Raw genomic sequence first — 20051 nt, 5'->3', positions numbered from 1 at the left:
CTATGATAATAGATAGCAATAACGACACTATATGCGCCATTTCGACGCCACCCGGGATCGGCGGTATCGCTGTGATAAGAGTAAGCGGTCCCGAAGCCATCACCATAGTTAATAGCCTATGGAAAGGCCGTAATCTCACTGATGCAGATAGTCATACGGCCCATTTGGGCGAGCTGGGAGAAAAAGTCGGCGAACCGATAGATCAATGTGTGGCGACAATATTCCGCAGCCCTCGGTCATATACAGGTGAGGACATCGTTGAACTGTCGGTACATGGGTCGAAATGGATTCAGCGCGAAACTCTGGCCCTACTGCAACGCAACGGCTGTCGGCTCGCCTCTCCAGGCGAATATACCCGCCGGGCTGTAATGAACGGGCGTATGGATCTGGCTCAGGCCGAAGGTGTGGCTGACGTGATAGCCTCGACCTCACGTGCCGCCCATCGTATCGCAATGAACCAGATGAAAGGCGGCATATCTCAACGACTTGCCATTCTGAGAGAACGTCTGCTGCAACTGGCCGTACTGCTTGAACTCGAACTTGATTTTTCCGAGGAAGACGTCGAGTTTGCAGATCGCACCCAACTGATTGACACCGCCAAGGAAATACGCGACGAACTGCAACGGCTACATGGCTCCTTCAGACGCGGGAATGCCATCAAGGAAGGCATTCCGGTAGCAATAATCGGCCCAACCAATGCCGGAAAATCCTCTCTACTTAACGCCCTGCTTGATGATGACCGTGCCATCGTGAGCGACATTCACGGCACTACGCGCGACACTATCGAGGAAACTCTTGAAATAGGCGACTACCTGTTCAGGTTTATCGACACCGCCGGTCTGCGCGACACAGTCGACCCGATAGAACGCATTGGCATCGAACGCTCCCGCAAAGCTTTAAGCCAGGCAAGAATAATTATTGCATTGGTCGACGCAACCACAGCCGAAGGACAATCCCTTTCATCTCTTCTACCATTGGAGGTCGATGGCTTGGACTCCGACATCATTATCGGACTTAACAAAATAGACCTGCTCAAGCGACAAGAGTCAGGAATGGATGATGTTGATGGAATTGACCTGATTATCTCAAACAATACCGACAGTTTGAGCGAAAAATTGACAGTCATACCTTTGTCTGCCACACAAGGACTCGGAATAGAGAATTTAAAAAAGGTCATCCACAACATTGCGGCCAAGAACGACAACAGCACCGGCGAACGTTCCGATATAATGATAACCAATCTCCGTCAGGCCGAAGCCTTGCGTCAGGCCCTCGACACTATTCACCCGCTTATCGACGGTCTACAACACGGTCTTGAAACCGACCTTGCAGCCCAATACCTCCGCGAAACCCTCGCCCACCTCGCCACCATCACAGGCGAAATCCCATCCTCAGAAATACTCAACACCATCTTCAAGAATTTCTGCATCGGCAAATGATGTAATTGTCACAAACCGTCACAATCCATCACAATCCATTAGTACAGCGTGCTTTACAGCACGCTTTTTTCATACCCTTACTGATGGATTCTAACGGATTCTGCCCCCTTTTTCGCCCATTTTTGTATCCCGGTTGTATTTCGCCAGTCACCCGGGACCTATAGCGCGAGATAAGTGATGGAGGATTTACACGTCAGTACACGTCGATACACGCCCATACACGCTTTTGGCAAAATAATTGGCGAAATAACCACTAATATAAAGCCAGTATGAGCAGTAACATTCAAATTGAAAAAGTCTGTCAGTGGTGCGGGAAAAACTTCATTGCCCGGACTACACAGACAGCGTACTGTTCCAAACGATGTGCTGAACATGCCTATAAGGATCGAAAGCGCAAAGAGAAAATGGAACGGTGCAAGGAAGAGGTGCGTCGAGTTCAGACCGGGTTGAAAGAAATTGACGAGAAAGCATTTCTCACTCCCCGTCAGGCAGCTCAGTATCTTGGTCTGTGCTATAAGACCTTTTACATCTACATCAATAACGGTGTAATCAAAGCATGGAAACTCAACCGTAAGACGCTTGTCAAACGTAGTGATATTGACACTCTATTCGCTGCGAAAGAAAGGGTAACTGTTGCACGAGAGGTGACGCCAATCTCTGAGTTTTATACAACTCAGGAGGTTCTTGACAAGTATCAAGTATCCAACGGCTGGTTTTGGAAAGTCTGTAAAGAAAAGAATATTCCAAAGACTGTGTATCGTGGGAAAAATATGTGGAGCAAAGCACATGTTGACCGGGCATTTGCAAAGAAACCATCTCCAGAAGGAATTACAGAGTGGTACACGGTTGCTGAAATTCAAGAGAAATTCGGCATGACCCTATCTGCCATTTATAACCTTGCCTCTAAAGAAGGTATTCCGAAAACTAAAGTCGGTAAAGAAGTACGCTACTCAAAGAATCATTTTGATGTGGCAAAAGGTATCGCGGAGCCTGAACCTCCGGCTGAATACACGATAGCCGAGGCTATGGCTAAGTTTGGTATGACAAGAGACCAGCTCTATCACTATGTCAAGACATACAAGATAACCCGCACCAAGAGAGGCAAGTTTACCTATCTCTCCCGCAAAGAACTGGATGATTTGCTTGCGCCGCCTACGATTTAGCCGAAACCGGCTATGGTGGCGCTATGGTGGCGCTATGGTGGCTGTTTCCACCATGCAAACACTACCGAACTTTGCGTCAAACTTTTAACTCTTTCAAGATACAATGAATACCTGCACTAAAGTTTTCCTTCGCAAAAAGGAAATATCGGGCGATCGCATATCGCTCTACCTAGACTTCTATCCCCCAATCCGTAACCCTCATACCAATAGGCTCAGCCGTCGTGAGGGTCTGGGAATCTATCTCTACGGACATCCGGCAAATGCCCGTGAACGAGAGTTCAACGCCTCCATGATGGAAAAGGCGGAGGCTATCCGCTGCCGTCGCTTCGAGCAGTTGCTCAACGAGCAGTTCGGCTTCCTCGACAAAGAGAAGCTGCGCATCGACTTTCTAGAATACTTCCGTAAGAAGTGTTTCAAGAAATATCAGAAGTGGAAGATTGTCTATCAGCACTTCTACGATTTTTGCGAGGGTAAATGTACCGTCGGAGAAATCAATGAGGACTTCTGCAAGAAGTTTCAGGCATACCTTCTAAAAGGTGGCCGTCGTGACGGTCGCAAGAGCAAGCTCGCCCACAACTCAATCGCCGGCTACTGGTCAACATTCCGCACTCTGCTAAAAGAGGCATATCAGGAGAAACTCCTTAGAGAGAACATCAATGACTTCCTCGAAAAGATTGAATGGAAGGATACAAAAATCGAATTTCTGTCGCTCGACGAGGTTAAGAAACTTGCGGCTACTCCATGCAAACATGAGGTGCTGCGTCGGGCATCGCTGTTCTCCTGCATGACCGGACTCCGCATCAGCGACATTCAGCAACTTCGTTGGGAGCATATCGTCAAGACCGAAGACGGGTATGTTATGCGAATCCGCACGGAAAAGACCGATGAGGAAGCCACACTCCCAATCAGCGAGGAAGCTCTCGCATTTTGTGGTGAGCGAGAAGAGGGGCTTGTGTTCAAGACGCTCAAACGCTCAATGATAAACTACCCTCTCCGGGCGTGGATAAAGGAAGCCGGAATCAACCGACGAATCACATTCCACTGCTTCCGCCACACCTACGCCACCCTGCTCACCTCGGCAGGTGTACCAATCTATACGATTGCCAAGATGCTTACGCATCGCAACGTGAAAAATACTCAGATTTACGCCGAGGTCATGGACCAAAACAAGCGTGAGGCCGCCAACGTAATATCGTTGAAATAGTAGCCTATCCCAAAGAAGAGAGCCGACAGATTGCAGTAATGCAACTTGTCGGCTCTCGCTATTTATCCTTATGTCGGCAGCGTGTTCCCCGGCTCAACATCGCTTCCATATCTTCAAAGGACGGGAGGCATGACTCCCGCTTGTTTCCTTTGACAAATTCGACAAGTTCGGATGGGATGAATCTCCATTCCTTCTCACCCGGAACCTTGTATGCCGGCAACCTGCCCTCACGAGCAAGACCATAAATTGTAGATTTGGCTTTACCGAGAATACGGATTGCCTCGTCTATCCCTACAAATTCTATTGACTTGATTGGCTCTCCGGACAGTATTCTGATTTGCTGGCGCAATTCAAGAACTTCCTTGGCCAAATCTTTAACAAGACTCGTCAGCGACAACACTGCGCCCGGCAGTTCGTCGAAAGATAAAGAATTGTCGGACATTATAAATTACATCGGTCTCTACCGATTGTCAGGTGCAAAATTACATGGTGGGACAATGGTGGAATCCGCCACCACTGCCCCACCATATCGTGATTGTGAGAAGTTTAGTCTTCCAGCAATAAATCCTCAAGGTCAGTGGTGCCGGAGAAGCCATCTTCAAGCATATCTGCAATCGCGGCTTCCTGTGCAGACTTGCTTCCGATCTTTACCTTCTTCTTCATTGGAGACGGCTTTTTGCAGGCTGTATGTTCAGGCGAGAGAACCTCCGACCTATTGACAGCAATATCTTTGTTAATCCTGATTTTTCCTTGCATGGGATTGAGACGAAGTTTCTTCTCGATTGTATATACCTCGGTATTGCGAAACGCTACCGGGAATATCTGTTTCAGGAATAGTGCAGTATGTCCACATGGTTTGCCGAATGGCTTTGCTATGTTCCAGCCATAGTGCATCAGATCCATAGTTGATAGCTCATCAGAGACTGTGACAGCATCCGACTCTTGAAAATCCGGTGCCAGCTTCGTGTGAATGAACTCACATGATAACTCTATCAGCTTCGATAATTGTTTTTCGGTAGTATATGGAGACATTATTTCTCCTATATATTTGACAACCTTGCTTTCAAGAGCGATTACACGTTCTTCCTGTTTACGCTTTTTCTGCTCCCGTGTTGTCCCGTAATCTATGACAATCATGTCATCGTGTTTGTCTATATCTGTCCGTGGCTTGAATCCCATCCGTTTGAAAAGACGTTCAAACATCGGCTGGAATATTTTGACCGACAAATCGTGAAATACAAGATATATAACAGACATTGAGACGAAAGACACAATGAAGGCGATATTGGCATTGAATTCTGACCATTCGAGGTCGAGGGCCATCTTTCTCGCTCCCGCAGAGAGAGCGAGAAAGACTGAACCCATCAGAATCCACAGCTGCCAATTCTCTGACAGTTGCTTTTTCATAATTGATGAAATTATAGTGGTTATTTTGAACGGTTATCCTCCGCGGTTGCCTCTCTGCTTATGCGGTCGTGAAGTCTGTTGGTTGAACGTTGCATGAAAGATGCCATCGTTCTCTCTTTATCTGAATCTGAGCGTCTTATCCCTTGTCTGGTTTTGATATTGGCATAGTTAGCATACAACTGACGTTTGGTGATCTCTGAGATAAGGAACTCATTTACCCGTTCTCTCACTTCATTTATCTGTAAGAAGGGGAAGATGTTTTCATGACACCAGTATGTGAACTCAACCGCATCCACTACTGCAATTTCAGCTTTTTGACAGCTTCTCTCGGATACTGCTTCCACAGGAGCAGATGTATTGCAAGGGTGGAATTCAGGGAAGTAGCGGTGGGTCTTATGGTTGAGCGACGAATAGTAATCATTGAAATGATTTCTCATACGTCTAATAAAGTCAATCACTTTGGTGACGAGCATTTTGACCTCAGGCGAAGCATTGTGATGGGTCTCCATGTAAATCTCGAAGGTGGTTTCAAGAGCCATGAGTTCGGCATTCTTCTCCTGCCATGATTCAGCATCAAGGCATTCATCTTTGACGAGGTCGGCGAAGTCTTCAAAGTAAACGTGAAGTCCTTCGTGCTTGCCAGTCATGATATTGCTGACAAGAGTGCATTTGCGTAGAGTTTCAGTCATACACATTCAACGTGTTGAGAGTTAGGCACTGGATGGCTTCTTCCACAATGAAGAAGTTGCATCGTCTGCCCGGACTGACTACTGGGCAAAGGACTTTTGGCGGTGTAAATTCTGTCATATTCTATTTGGATTTTTGAAGCCGTCGCGTTTTTCGCTCGGCATGATTCTATACGTTTATTAGGCTAATTTTGTTTGCTTTTACACTCTGCCTTTCAACTAAAAACAAGTATAAAAGTGTTACATTTCGGCGAAAAAGTATTACCTTTGCAGTGCATATTAGGTAACGCTTGTATGATATTATATTTGATATTTCAAAATAAATCTCTTTTAATCAGATAAATTATGTGTTACCTATTATCTCAAAATATCAAAATTAGAAGAAATTTTTCAGTTTTTTCAAAAAAAATGACTGACGACCATAAAAATACCAAGAAAGAGGGCTATAAACGAGTCCTAATCTATTGCTCCTCCAAGGATCAACTTGACGAGACCATATCGTCTCTACCTATCATAGATGGGTATTGGGATGCCTTCGATAATCTCCAGAAGGCAATTGACGCCATTAAAAAAGGCGATTACGGAATCGTATTCTGCGAGTCAACACTCATGAATCCGGCAGACAGAGATCTGGTACTCGCTGCCCATGCAAAAGCTACACATATTCAATCATTCTATTCGTCAAGGCTTACCCGCAATGATGTCGTGGCAAGTTTGTGGGACTTGGAAGACAGCTACTATTTCCGATATACCGGAGAAGAACAGGATGCAATGACTGTGGCTCTGTATTCTATGTTTACCGAGCCGTCTCATATCAAATGGTTCAGCCATATGCAAGGTGAGTTTCATGCCATGCGAGAGAAAGTTGCAAGAGAAAAGACCCAAACAGTATTATTGACGGGGGCCACCGGTACAGGTAAATATACCCTCTCCCAGATTTCTCATATCCGAAGCATCCGACGTAACGATAGATTTCTATTTGCCAATTGTAAAGCGATGGCACATCGTGAGGTAATGAAATGGGGCGAGAACGAGAAGTCACATTTCAATCGCATTTTAAGAAGTATGGCGCAACAGGCGCAAGGCGGAACACTTTATTTCCATGAGATAGATCATCTTGATATTGAAGCGCAGGAACTGATTGCCGACTTCCTGACTAAGGAATTAAAGGTAAACACTGATAAAAATCAATTCAATGGTATTATAATCTGTTCAACCCGCATCAACATAGAGGATAAAATTCCGGGGCATATCTGTTCTCCCAAACTCATACAGATACTCCAACGCAATGTGATAAAGGTACCCTCTCTCATGGATTATCAGGAGGATATAGAGCTTCTTGCAATCGAAGTTCTGAAGAATTATTGTGTCTCGCTCAACATACCGGAGAAGGTGTTTACGAAAGCCGCCTTGAAAGTGATATGCGAACATGTCTGGTCTCGAAATCTTCGTGAATTATTCGACGTAATCAAACATGCTGTTCTAATCAGCCCTAATAAACGTATTGCCGCCGATGCTATAATAATGCACCCGGTAGTAGATGCTACTGACACACACACTGATAAACTACGGAAAGTAAAACAGGCACTGCGTGATTGCAACGGCAACAAGCGTAAAGCCTCTAAAGAACTCAACATAGCACCCAAAACGCTGTATGCGTGGATGAGAGACTTAGGCATACCCTTGGATTATAAATAGCCATTATGGTGCTTTCATTAAACCATAATACCTCTATAAAATAGACAGCCGACCATGATTGTTATAATCACAGTCGGCTGTCTCAATATTTAGAGTTTAGGACCGGCGGCGCGAAACCCTCCGGGTGGAGTGGCTCCGCATCCTCCGATTATAATACGAGACCTAAGCGGCTCTCGCTGGTATGGATTTACAGGCTCAGCCACCATCGATTTCTTGGAATCGCTGGTCTGGCTTGGAACCTCTACGGTATTGACCTGCTTGTTTTCCTCTCCGTCCTGTTCCTCCTTCTTGGGAGCGAGGGCGGCGGTGATCTTGCGGTCGAGGGCGGCAAGCTCACTTTTGAGGTCTTTCAACTCGGATTCTTTGCTCCACTGCTTGGCAACGATGGCTTCGAGCTGGGGAACGTCGGTTTTGAGTCTGGCGGTGCGTTCCTCATACTGCTCGATGATGCCGGGTATCTTCTCCAGTGCGTTGACGAAGTTCATACAGGCGGCGTGAGTGTCAGACATGCCGATGAAGCCGTTGTTGAACTTGTATTTGTAGTTGCCTTCGACCACAAAGCGGTTTTGAACGGTCTCCTTGCCGTCAACAAGATTACGCTCCGAGATGATGCTGATGGGGAAACCATAGACCTCGCCGACACGCTGGTACTGACCATGTGTGTCGGTACGCTGCGCCAGACCTTGCAGATGGATACCCATATTCTTCTCATCGGAGAGGTGGCAGGTATCTATGGTAAGATTGTTGACGGGGTTGCCGTCTTTGTCTCGCTGGACGACTGACGCATACCGGGCGGCATCTGCTTTCATTCGCTCGATTGCCGCCTCATTGTTGGCAATGTCATGGCTGATGGTCTGAAGCCTGAACTTGGAATCTGAAATGCCCTTGTTGTGGGCTTTGCGTTCTGACTCCAGTGCCGCAATTCGCTTTTCAAGTTTCGCCTTTTCCAGAAGGTCGGTGTTGCCACTGAGGATTGCCATATACTCAGAGAAGTTCATACCGTTCTTCTCATCCATAGCACCCTCGTCGATTGTACGTGTTCCGAGTGCGCCGGATTTGAGCTGGTCGATGAATGTCGCCTTGCAGTGAAGGAGATTGAACTTGTAGGAGTCCAATGACTTTTCCACAGCGTAGATTATTACATCTACCTTATTATCAGCATACAACTTGGCAATCTCGTTACCGGCACGCATGGCTCTGCCATCCCTCTGAGTTAAGTCAGAGGGACGCCACGGCGTATCCAAATGATGGATACAAACCGCTCTCTGTTGGGCATTTACGCCTGTTCCGAGCATTGAAGTCGAGCCGAATAAAACTCTCACATCGCCACTGTTCATAGCCTCGATTACTGCCTTTCTCGACCTTTCGGTTTTACACTCTTGTATAAACCTGATTTCATGCGCCGGAATCCCATAATCCTCTATCAGCTTGCGCTTGATTTCGGAATAGACATTCCACTCGCCGGGCTTGTATGTACCGAGGTCACTGAAAACAAATTGTGTGCCTTTCTGAGCATCATACCTATGATAGTATTCGGCAATCATCCGGGCGCAATGGCTCGCTTTGTTGTTCGGGTCATCCTCGGCATTGGGGTCAATCATGCGCATATCAAGAGCCATCTTGCGGGCATAGTCCGTGGCGATGAGCATCTTCGCCTTCTCCTCTGTCTCCGACAGCGGAGCGCGTCCGAGTATCGTGGCATCGCCACTCTCGGCAAACTTCATCAGTTTCTCGATGAACGCCTCCTGCGCCGGTGTCGGAGGGATATTGTGAAGAATCTCACGCTTCTCCGGTCTATCAACTCCAACATCTTCAGCGGTTCTATAATCAGTAATCTCATTATAGAATGCCGCCAATTCCGGCACCTTGATGAAGTAGCGGAAACGCTCCTTCGCCACAATGTGATTGGTGACATTGAACTCGAAGTCGGTTGTCTTCTTGGCAAAGATTGCCGCCCACGCGTCAAAGCATCGGATGTCCTGACGCTCCAGCTCATTCGGACGCAGATACTTGAACAGCAAGTATAGCTCCGTCAAAGAATTGGATATGGTAGTGCCACTGAGAAAAGTCGCGCCCAAATCCTTACCGGTTCTCTCTTGAATGGTACGGATTGCATACAACAGATTGAGTGCCCTCTGGCTACCCTCACTGTTGCCCAGACCCGCCACACGGTCATGTCGGGTGTTGAACATCAGGTTCTTGAACTGATGCGATTCATCAACAAAGATGTGGTCGATACCCATCTGCTTGAAGTCAACAACGGCATCTCTATTCTGGTCCATCTGGTACTGAATGGTGGCAATCTTGGCGGTAAGGTTCTCCTTTCGCTTGATTAGACCTTTGAGCATACCGCGGCTTATGTCGTGACCCTGCTGTTTCAGCACTTCGAGGTTTTCTTCAACAGTGTCAAGTTCAGCCTGAAGGATTTGCTGCTGCATCTCAGGTGACTGCGGTATCTTACCGAACTGGTCGTGCGACATTATCACGCAATCATAGTCGTTGTTCTTGATTTTGTTGAAGAACGCCACGCGGTTGTCCGCCTTGAAACTCTTTTCATCGGCAAACAGTATCCGGGCATTGGGATATGCCGTCTGATAGGTCATGGCAATCTCGGCGACATTGGCTTTAAGCCCGATAATCATAGGCTTGTGAGCCAGTCCAAGACGCTTCATCTCATGTGCTGCTATGCACATTATCAGGGTTTTACCGGTTCCCACCTCATGATCACACACGCCACCTCCGTTCTGTTTCAGCATCCATATACAGTCCATCTGACTTTGATAGATAGAGTGGATTCCATATCTGTCACCCAATAATTTCATATTGAGGTCAGGGAATGTCTGATGTGAACCATCATACTGAGGGCGCACGAAACAGTTGAACTTGTCGTTGTAGAGGTCAACGAGCTTTTCCTTGAACTCCGGGCTTTGTGCTTCCAGCCATTCAGAGAAGCCATTTCGTATCTCGTCAATCTTGGTATTGGCAAGTTGGATAGCCTCGTTGTCCGGCACTTTGATGTCGTTGCCGTTATCGTCCTTGCCCGCCGATTTCTTGATGTCGGGAACAGTGTTATGGAGTGCGTGTTTCAGCAGGTTCATACCGTCGTAAGTGCGGTAATATCCCCTGACGCAGAACTCTTCCCAGATGGTCATGTTCTTGCGAGTCGCCTCTGCCGAATACTCATCCATTGAGGAAGAATAGGCAATCTTCACATCGGTGTGGAACAGGTACGACATATAGGCTGAGTAGATGCCCGTCGGAATCCAACGCTCTCCGAAGTTGAAATCAAGCTCGTCAAACTCGATACGACGGGGCCGTGCTTCCTCCAACGCTTTGAGTGAGTCTTTCGACAAGGCGATGAACAGCTCAATTCCGTCATATCCGGGAAAATTCTTGATGCGTTCTTCCTCACGGTCAATCCACGCCCTCACATCATTGGCTTTCGCCACGACATTTCCGGCTATGAAGCGGTCTTTCATCTCATAGTTCTCAACTAATGGATTATAGAAAATGTGTCCTTCGAGGTTATCCACCAAAGAATCCTTGTCCATATCCACCAGTCCTGACATATATTCGAGATTGACCTCTCCGTATTTGTTGAGCGATGCAGAAAGAGCCTCCATCGGAGTATCTACCGAAGTAACCTCGTCGATGGCGAATGAAACCGGGTGGTCGAAAATATCGGCCTTGACAAACCTGCCGTTTTCTCCGCGTTCCAGAGCCAGTGCGTCACGCCCATTGGCGTCCATCAATATGAATTTCACATTCTGTTTCTCGTTGAGATTACCATACTTCTCCACAAACTCATCGTAATACTGATTGAGGTGTTCGCGCAGTCCGGCACTTGCCTCATGTGTTTCAGCTTCATAGTTGTAGAGCTGCTGATAAGTCTCCGACATGGTGACATAGAGCATGGCGCGTTTCGCCTGTTCCGGCTTCAACTCCAACGGATTGAATGTCGCTCCGGTCTTGCGTACTTCCGAGAGGAAGCCCACCATGCCGTCCTGAACGACCATACTGCCGTTGTGGTGGAAGAACTGAATATCCTCAGAGAAAGGACGGGGCGACATATCCCTTTCGACGGGTTCCGGCTTGACCGTTGAGCGTTGACCGGGAATGAAATCGCCTTCGGTGCGCTGGATTGTGGTACCACCTTCTTGAATAGTCTCGCCATTGGCGGCTTGTTTGGCGGCTTCTTCAGCCTCACGCTCCAGTCGCATTTCTTCCAACTGACGGTGGGCAATCGACATCATGGTTTCGTAAAAACCGTTGATAGGCGGATTGTCCTCCCAGTTGAGCGAGCCGTAAAATTCCAATTCTTTCTCACTGAGTGGACGGAATTTTTTGACGGGAATATCCTTGACCTCCACACTCGGCTTCGGCTTGGGAGCGTCATCAGCCGGTTTGGGCTGACGGCGAGGCTTGCCTATCGGCTCCAACTCTCCAAAGAGATTGTAGGCATACAGACGAGGGTCGGGATTATCGGTGTAATCGGGACTGCCGTCAGTTTCAATCTCTTTGACAGATTCAACCTTCGGTGGCTCTACGGAAGTGGGGGCAGGTGTTGGAGCCGGTTCAGGTTCAGGTCCAGGCTCAGGCTTTGGCTCTACTTTTGGCGGCTGGTTGGGCGTAACTGTCTCAACCACCTTTTGCTTGGGAGTCTTTTTCAGTTTCGGGTCTTCCAACTGCTCACAAATTGCCACACGTTTACCGGCCCGCACAAGTTTTGGCAGATAGGTGTCAAGGGTGTGATGCGGAAATCCCGCCAACTCTATGCGGCTGTCAACACCGGTCTGGCGACGGGTCAGGGTTATACCCAATATCTCCGAGGCAGTAACCGCATCCTTGCCGAATATTTCATAGAAATCACCCACTCTGAAAAGCAATACGGCATCGGGATGTTTCTTCTTCATCTCCTGATACTGTTGCATCAGCGGTGTATTGGTGAGGCTCGACTTCTTTTCTGCCCTTGGAGTCTCAACTTTTGCATCCTGCTTGGGTGTAGGCGTGGACGTTGGAGTAACTGGGTCAGGTGTAGGCGGTTTGATACCGTTGGAATTATACAATTCCAGATTCAGACGCAGGTGCAACGACTCGTCGAGTGCTTTGCGCAAATCTTCGGCAATGCCGTCTATACCTCCGTCATGGTGGTACACGATAGCCGGTTTTCCATACTGGTCAGTGCCAACCTTAGCATCAGTGCATATCACGTTCTGCGGAAAAGCCTGAAAGAATTTGTTTCCCGGCACCTTCGTACTACGGTCAACCACAGACTGAATGAAGAACTCTTCATCAGCTGACAAAGATTTCTTTCCAGTATGCTTCTGGAAAATAATCAAGTCAGAGCCAACATCAGTTCCGGCATTATCCGAGAAAGTATTGTTCGGAAGTCGCAGCGCCGCCACAAAGTCAGCCTGTTTCACGAGTTCCATGCGGATAAAGGGCGAAGCAGCGTTCATCACACCCTGCGATGTGATAAATGCGATAAGTCCGCCTTCTCTCACTTGGTCGAGACCTTTGAGAAAGAAATAGTTGTGCAAAGACTTCGCTGCCTGACGGTAGCCTATCTCCTTGCTTGTCGCATACTTGGGGTCTGCCACAGCAAAATCGCCAAAAGGCACATTTGAGGCCGCTACATCGAAGTATCCGTTGAAATCGGGGGCAATACGCTCAAAGCCCTCGATATTTATCGTGGTTGACGGATGCAGAGCCTGTAAGATTTTGCCTGTCAACAAATCTTTCTCAAACGATAGGCACTCCGAGCCGGGATAAGTTCGTAGAAATGAATCCACGAAAACACCCTGACCAGCCGACGGCTCCAGAAACTTTTTCACCTCTATGCCCTGATATTTCAGAGCGTCAGAGATAGCATCAACAATACGGTTGTCTGTATAGAAAGCCGTCAGCGTTGACGCTTTAAGCGACTCCATATAACGATTAAACTCCTTGTCGTCATGCGAATAGTCATGAATAAGGCGACGCAGTTCAACCGTAGGTGCGAACAGCTCTATATCCGACTTGCTCCACTTGGCAGCATCCACCAGCTCGTTGGCATCATTGAGAATACACTTCAGCCCGCCAAAACCGGCATACTTGCGCAGTATCTCCCGCTCTTCGGGAGTCTGCGCTGTGCGTCCGCCAACACCGAGATTCAGGACAAGCCTGATAGCTTCGATATTGTCTCGCATAGTCTGTAGTCTGTTATAAGCCATAGGATTGATAGTATTCTGTAATGCGGCCGATGATGGCATCGCGGTTAATGTCTATGTCTGCGGCAGAAATGCCATAAGTTAAAAATTCACAGTTCTCAAAGAGGTCAGGAACATCGGCAAGGATACGATTGACCCAGTAATTGACTGCTTCTTCTTCAGAGAGGTCAACGGTATCTCCAAAGTATGTCTTCAAGATGCCTTCAACTACCTCATACTCCGATTCTCCAATATTTTCAAAAAGAACCTGATTGGATATTTCAGCAGCCTGAATTACTGTGTGACCACTTCTGATTGTCTCGCTCCATGCGTCATAGGCTCTGTCTGCCTGCAATTCGATTTCTTGGTAATCCGGAACAGTGGTAAACTTGTGTGCCTCCATGTAGTTGAGAACAGTGGCGACGTATTTATCCAGTGATGGATACGCCGGTATATTGGTGGCTTTCATATATTGTCAGCTTTAGTCATGTATGGTAAAGGCTCCTTTGAGGAGCCCTTGCCATACTTTGAGTTAGTAATGGGTTAATGTTTCTGCACATTGATGACAAGAGGGCTGAAATCGTCATCAAGGACTACGCGACCGACATAAGACTTTCCGTCCTCGTCAATGAATCCCCGAATGGGAGATGTATGACCGTCCACTATGAGGTTACGAATCTCGCGGCTGTTGATGGTCACACCATCAATCTGTCGATAGATTGAGTGACCACACTCGGGGTTGGTACATTTGGCTATCTTACCGAAGATGCGGAAGATGCCTTTGCCGCATTTGGGACACTTGATGTCCGTCTCGGTCGGTTTGAAGAGTTTGGCACAGGATAATACCTGCGATGTTACACCAGTCACATACGATTCGATGATGGCGTTGAACTTCTCTTCCGTCACGGAACCTTTTACTGTTTCATTGACCAGTCTGTCAAGAGTTTTAAGAACATTTGCATCAGAAATTGCCATGTCCCTGATTATGTAATTCAGAGCCTTACCGCTCTCCGTCAGAGAGTATTCTCCCATTCTGTTGCGGTGGAGATAGCCTTTCGACTGGAGAAACATTATGTCCTTGACCACTCCGTCCCGAAAATCGGGAAGATGGACTCTATGACAGTCGCGTATCAGTTCCGCGTCCTTATAAGGCTTGGGGGGTGATGTAGTTTTTGTCACCGAACCTACAGATTCCACGTGGACGGTCTGGCTTGCCTCCAGATTTGGAGCATCAGTTCCGGCATAGTCCTCCGGCTTACGGAGAGACTTATAACCCAGACGGATTACCTCTTTGTAGGTGTTGAAGAACGTCTGACCTGCACACTCTACCTCAACCGTAGTTTTGCGGTAGCGGAAGCTGCGTGAGAAAGTCGCCATCATCCTCCGTCCGATCAGGAAGATAATCTTTGTCTCTTCCTGCGTAAGACCTACGAATGGATAAGCGGTCAGGACTATCCCGTGGTCAGCGCTGTATTCGTCTTTGCCACTTTTGGTAAAGACCGGACGATAACCGTTGTCGATGAATGCCTTGAAACACGGAGCCTCTGCCATGCGGGGATAGACATTCTTTTTGAAGTCATCGTAATCGCGTCGGCTGATTCCGGCTTGAGAGTTTCCGGGAAACGAGATTCGTTTCTTTTCGTAGAGACCTCTGGCGAGTTTGTAGGTCTGGACAGGATCCATGCCGAAAACTCTTGCGGCCTCCTCCTGAAGAGAGATGATGTTGTGGAGCTTCGGACTTGCCTCGTCGATAGTTTCCACTTCGTATTTGGAAACGGCAGCCTCTGCTCCGACTCTCAGTTTGTCCGTAAGGTCGTCAGGAAGGACGCTCCACATATTCTCACACCTGAAAGCGAACAGATTGCCGTCATTGTCCTTGATTGTGAGTGTCGGCACATGATAGGATTGCGGAGTAAACTCCTTTATATTCTTTTCACGACGTGCCACCATCGAAAGAAGCGGCATCGCAGTTCTGGTGACGGGATATGTATTCATTCCCGTGGCGAAAGCGAAGGCTCGTGACACGTTGACGTTGGCAAGCCAGTCGAGTCGGTCTTTGAACAAGGCAACCCTGACGGCTTGGTCAAAGCTCTCGTCATGGCTCGGATAGTAGAGCCGGCTCTTGATAGTGTCGCTCATCAGGTCATTGAGAATTACTCTCGTGACCTTACCCTCGAATTTGAGGTATCGAAGGAGGTAGCTGCTCATGAGACCCCCCTGCATGGTGGGGTCGGTAGCGATGATGACCTGCTTGCTCTTGGCAAGAAGATTTTTGAGGACCGCCAACTGAGGGTCCGGGGTATTTCTGGACTCAGAGTGAGACGAAGGTGCAGCGTTGAGTGCATACTCCTTCGGAAGTACAGGGAACGATGCGTCGTGGAACCAGTAGCCGGTGTTGCCACGAGGTGTGTTGATCTCCACCATGTGACCGTAGGTCCATGTGATAAAGTATTTGTCGTTGGCGTAGTAGCCGTCCATTTCGATGTCGGCCTGAAGAATGTAGGAGATGTTACGGGCGATACGGAGGGATTGTGCGATTATAGTAATCATTGTTTTATAATTTTTGGGGTTGTGATTTTTTATATTTAGGAGTGTCGGCAGCCGGCATTGACTGCCGACACTCGTTTGGAGATTTGTTGTTAGATTTTGGGACCTTTGGGCTTTCGTTGCTGCTTCTGCTGGTCTTCGTCCTTGGGCGCGACCTGACCCTTTGAAAGAGGCTCGGCTATATTTTTCGTTGCCTCGTTGGCCTTGCCGTCATTGTTGACAGCCATCTGGGTCTTGCTTTCATCAGCGGGAGTAACTGTCTGAGCCAAATCGGGGTCGCTCTTGTATGGAATGGGACGACCTTTCTCCGGATTGAATTTCACATAGACGGTTGCTTTCTGCCCCTTGTCATCTGTGACTTCGGCTTTTACGGATTTGCCGGCGGCATAGTCGGATTTCTGTTCTTCTGTGAAGTGATAGTCTTTCCACTTGCCGATGGGCTTGATTTCTCCATTGGGGAGAAGCCAGTTTCCCTTCTTCTCAATCTGTTCCTGCGATGGATTTTCAGAATGGTGTTCCTTTTGAGCGGCTTTTTCTTCGGCCTGTTCCTTTTTCTCCGTCAGGAATAGACGGTTGGCGCGAGGAACAAACTCGATATTCTGGTTGGCGGCGCTACACTGCAGGACAACCGGATAGGTATTGCCATTCTTGTCCGTGTAATCCTTCAGCAGTTGCTTCCCGGATTTAAGGATACCGATGTCTTTCGGAGTAAACTCCGTGTTCCCGATTTTGGGAGGGACATAGATGCTGTTGACGTGTACCGATACCAGCTCCTTCGTGTCACGGTCGATGCTCACAAATGAGGGGACCTTGTTGCCGTTGGCATCAGTCAGTTCCACCACTCTACCAAGGTTGCCAGTCTTTTCAAGCATCTCGCGGTCATACTTGGAGAACTTGACACCTTTGAACTCCTCGGAGAGGTTAGGCTCAGTGGTGATGAAATGAGGGCGAAGTGAAACTGTGCCGTCGGGATTAGCCCTGAACGAAAGCCTTGCCTTCAACTCGAAAGACTCTCCGAACATTGTCGGATTGAGGGTCACGAGCTTGGACTTCTTGTTGTTGAGCATATTGCTCACATCGCTGTCGGAAAGAAGACTTCGGTCGAGTCCCCATTTGGCTTTGAGGTCATCCCAGTTTACCTTGCTTCCGTCGATGGGTTCAGGTTTCTGATATTTGACAGCATCAGTTTCTTTCGGCGGCTCTTCATGTGCGACCTCCTGAGCGGGAGATTCTTCCTTGACTTCGGTTTGCTGTGTCTGGGGCACATCAACCTTGAAGTCTTTAAGAATCTCGGCATTCTTCTCCGGTTCCTGAATGAAGTCTGCCATTGCATGTCCGACACTTTCATATCGGTCTGCCGGGACTTTGAAGAATCCGAAAGTCGAGGGGTTATTCACCTGCCGCAAAAAATTCGACAGGAATGCTTCGATGGGATTCTGGCCTTTTGAGAATTTGATAAGGTCAGAGATTTTTGACGATTTTACGTCAGTCAATTTTGGTGTGCCGTCATCATTGACTCCGGTCACCGCGCCTACCTGCCCGGTTTCATTATTGCGGGCTATCAGCACTTCTTCTTGTGGTGTGGATTCCATTGTTGTGGGTATGGGTAAATGTTGTTTTGATTATCCCGATCCGCTTATTCATCCGGTATCGGAAAGATTTTGTAATTGCGACGGGCGGCATAGACTTCTATGAATCTGATAATGTCGCTTCCCTGATAGCGGACGCTCTTTCCAATCAGTATATAGGCTATCAGCTTGGAGGAACGCCACTTCTGAGCGGTGATTTTGGCGACATTGAATATCCGGCAGAACTGACTGTTGTCATACAGTTTGTGCGGGATTATCCAGCTTGTGTCTATCACTCCGTCATCTTCGGTTTTAGTTACGGGTTCCTGAGCGGGAGGATTCCGGGCTCTTTGCAAATCAATGAGAATACCAAGCTTCTCAGAGATTTCCAAGAGCAGTGCCTTTGTGTCGCTGTCGTTGTTTACGACACCTGCGACATCGGCAAGTTTCTGGGTTAATTTTTCGTTTTGCATTTTCTATTCGTTTGAATTTCTGATGCAAAATTGGCGATTGTCAGACCCCTGTATTGTATGGTATATATGTACCCCACAATGGCTTTAACATTTTACCCCATTTCGGTAAAGTGCGTAATTCACAGTATTCAAGAAGAATAAAAAGAGGTGCCATGAGAGAAAAAAATTACATTTTTCTTCATAGCACCTCTTTAGTATGTAGTATATGGATAACTATTTGATATTCAAAAGCTCCAAATGTTAAAATCTATCATCTCGGCTTCATATCCAGCAAGTGTCTCAGCTTGGGGTCGGCTGCGATACGCATTGTCTCACGCCTCACAATGTCTATGACGTCCTGTTTGATGGTATCATAATTACGCTGTATCTCAGCCTTCATCTTTGACTTGTCAGGAGTGTCATCCTTGAAGTCAGTGATAATAGGGATAGGCTCGTAGGCGGCAGTCTCTTTTTTTACCGCCTCATTATCCACCACAATCTCGGCATGAAATATCTTTTGATCGATACGCTCGTCGAAGTTGTCGCTGACCGCTCCGACAAACATACCCTGTGTCAAGGTGGAAATCTTGCTGGCCGGAATAAGACTGTCCATCTGTGTGTTGAACGAATGGCTTACGTCCTGACGGTTGATGGAGATAGACTGACGTTTCTGTAACACCTTACCGAAACGCTCGGAAAGTGTCTTGGCAGTCTCTCCGACAACCTGCCCGGAGAAGATATTGCCGACGGTGTTCATCACCACGGCGGCTTCTTTGTCGCCGTAGTCACGTTTCAACTGCGAGAAGTCCTGAAAGCCGAGGCAGACGGCTACCTTGTTGCTTCGTGCCGTGGCAATGAGATTATCGAGACCCTTGAAGTATATGGTAGGTAGTTCGTCTATAATTACTCCTGACTTCAGCATACCCTTCTTGTTTATGAGTTTTACAATTCGACTATTGTAAAGACCCAGTGCTGCACCATAAATATTCTGGCGGTCGGGATTGTTTCCTACACACAGAATCTTTGGCTCATTAGGATTGTTGATGTCAAGAGTGAAATCATCGCCTGTCATCACCCAGTACAACTGAGGTGAAATCATTCGGGACAACGGTATCTTTGCCGAGGCAATCTGACCCGCCAACTGCTCTGCGGCTCCACCTAACCAAGCATCCATAAACGGAGAAAGATAATTTTCAAGTTCCGGATAGCTGGTGAGGATTGGGAAAATATCCTCGTATCTGCGACAGAGAAACTCAATCGCATGAGGGAACGTGCAATATTTTCCGTTCTCAAAGATGCGAAGATACCAGATGATGGCCGCAAAGAGTACAATGGGAGACTCTACAAAGAAATCACCCTGTTTCTGCACCCACGAGCGGTTCAAGTTGAGCATGATAGTGTATGCACTTTCATAGGCATCAGCAATATCCGACATGAAGGCCGGATGGATAGGATTACACCTGTGGCTCCTTTCCGGGTCATCGAAATTGATCACATAAAATGATGGCGGATTTTTGCCATACCCCTCCTGATGGTTGAGCATGTGGTTATATGCAATGGTAGTGAGGTCCGGATACTTGTAGTGTAGGCTAAGCACCCGGCGCCGTGTCATATAATCATGACCGGTTTCCAAATACTCGCCTCCGAACCGGACGTACACCTTCCAGCGTATCCGGCTCTCCGTTTTGATATTCAGTCT

At 47.7% G+C, this 20051-nt stretch carries 13 protein-coding genes; 4 read left to right on the top strand and 9 right to left on the bottom strand.

All coding sequences use genetic code 11. The features are described 5' to 3' along the window. The first annotated feature begins 2 nt into the window (after positions 1 to 2). The 3 genes from mnmE (at position 3) to QGT73_RS12030 (ending at position 3806) form a co-directional block, all read left to right on the top strand. A complete protein-coding gene (gene mnmE, locus QGT73_RS12040) occupies positions 3 to 1439 on the top strand; it encodes a tRNA uridine-5-carboxymethylaminomethyl(34) synthesis GTPase MnmE (protein ID WP_280122536.1) in 1437 nt (478 codons plus the stop codon). Positions 1440 to 1708: 269 nt separating this feature from the next. Continuing rightward, entirely contained in the window at positions 1709 to 2602 is an 894-nt protein-coding gene (locus tag QGT73_RS12035) for a helix-turn-helix domain-containing protein (RefSeq protein ID WP_123615418.1), read from the top strand. 103 nt (positions 2603 to 2705) lie between these two features. Next, positions 2706 to 3806: a site-specific integrase gene (locus QGT73_RS12030; protein ID WP_124076478.1), complete on the top strand. Its 1101-nt coding sequence runs from the start codon at positions 2706 to 2708 to the stop codon at positions 3804 to 3806. A gap of 58 nt (positions 3807 to 3864) precedes the next feature. On the opposite strand, the gene QGT73_RS12025 is transcribed toward QGT73_RS12030, so the two are convergent. The 3 genes from QGT73_RS12025 to QGT73_RS12015 all read right to left on the bottom strand — a co-directional run bounded on the left by QGT73_RS12025 (position 3865) and on the right by QGT73_RS12015 (position 5902). Next, the gene (locus tag QGT73_RS12025; protein ID WP_123615415.1) at positions 3865 to 4248 is read right to left on the bottom strand and encodes a helix-turn-helix domain-containing protein; all 384 of its coding nucleotides are present in this window, start codon (positions 4246 to 4248) and stop codon (positions 3865 to 3867) included. A gap of 104 nt (positions 4249 to 4352) precedes the next feature. Continuing rightward, the gene (locus QGT73_RS12020; RefSeq protein ID WP_123615414.1) at positions 4353 to 5213 is read right to left on the bottom strand and encodes a hypothetical protein; all 861 of its coding nucleotides are present in this window, start codon (positions 5211 to 5213) and stop codon (positions 4353 to 4355) included. Positions 5214 to 5233: 20 nt separating this feature from the next. Next, positions 5234 to 5902, bottom strand: a complete 669-nt coding sequence (locus QGT73_RS12015; RefSeq protein WP_123615413.1) for a hypothetical protein — start codon at positions 5900 to 5902, stop codon at positions 5234 to 5236. A gap of 405 nt (positions 5903 to 6307) precedes the next feature. Between QGT73_RS12015 and QGT73_RS12010 the strand changes: the two genes are divergently transcribed. Further along, positions 6308 to 7597: a sigma 54-interacting transcriptional regulator gene (locus QGT73_RS12010; protein WP_217939030.1), complete on the top strand. Its 1290-nt coding sequence runs from the start codon at positions 6308 to 6310 to the stop codon at positions 7595 to 7597. Between the two features lie 89 nt (positions 7598 to 7686). On the opposite strand, the gene QGT73_RS12005 is transcribed toward QGT73_RS12010, so the two are convergent. The 6 genes from QGT73_RS12005 to QGT73_RS11980 all read right to left on the bottom strand — a co-directional run. Beyond that, positions 7687 to 13809, bottom strand: coding sequence for a MutS N-terminal domain-containing protein (locus tag QGT73_RS12005; protein ID WP_255259249.1), 6123 nt, complete (start codon positions 13807 to 13809; stop codon positions 7687 to 7689). Further along, positions 13799 to 14254: a DUF1896 family protein gene (locus tag QGT73_RS12000; protein ID WP_123615411.1), complete on the bottom strand. Its 456-nt coding sequence runs from the start codon at positions 14252 to 14254 to the stop codon at positions 13799 to 13801. Before QGT73_RS12000 ends, QGT73_RS12005 begins: the two co-directional genes overlap by 11 nt. A gap of 74 nt (positions 14255 to 14328) precedes the next feature. Next, on the bottom strand, positions 14329 to 16335 hold the full coding sequence (locus QGT73_RS11995; RefSeq protein ID WP_123615410.1) for a type IA DNA topoisomerase: 2007 nt from the start codon (positions 16333 to 16335) through the stop codon (positions 14329 to 14331). 89 nt (positions 16336 to 16424) lie between these two features. Next, positions 16425 to 17924: a DUF4099 domain-containing protein gene (locus QGT73_RS11990; protein ID WP_123615409.1), complete on the bottom strand. Its 1500-nt coding sequence runs from the start codon at positions 17922 to 17924 to the stop codon at positions 16425 to 16427. 44 nt (positions 17925 to 17968) lie between these two features. Then, a complete protein-coding gene (locus QGT73_RS11985) occupies positions 17969 to 18373 on the bottom strand; it encodes a helix-turn-helix domain-containing protein (RefSeq protein WP_123615408.1) in 405 nt (134 codons plus the stop codon). A 250-nt stretch (positions 18374 to 18623) separates the two neighbouring features. Next, positions 18624 to 20051: TraM recognition domain-containing protein (locus QGT73_RS11980; RefSeq protein WP_280122535.1), on the bottom strand; the 1428-nt coding region annotated here is incomplete at its 5' end.

The sequence above is a fragment of the Duncaniella muricolitica genome (assembly GCF_910574735.1).
In the GTDB taxonomy this organism is placed as follows: Bacteria; Bacteroidota; Bacteroidia; order Bacteroidales; family Muribaculaceae; genus Duncaniella; species Duncaniella muricolitica.
The sequence above is the reverse complement of the archived record's forward strand: the minus strand, read 5'-3'. Positions and strand labels throughout refer to the sequence as shown.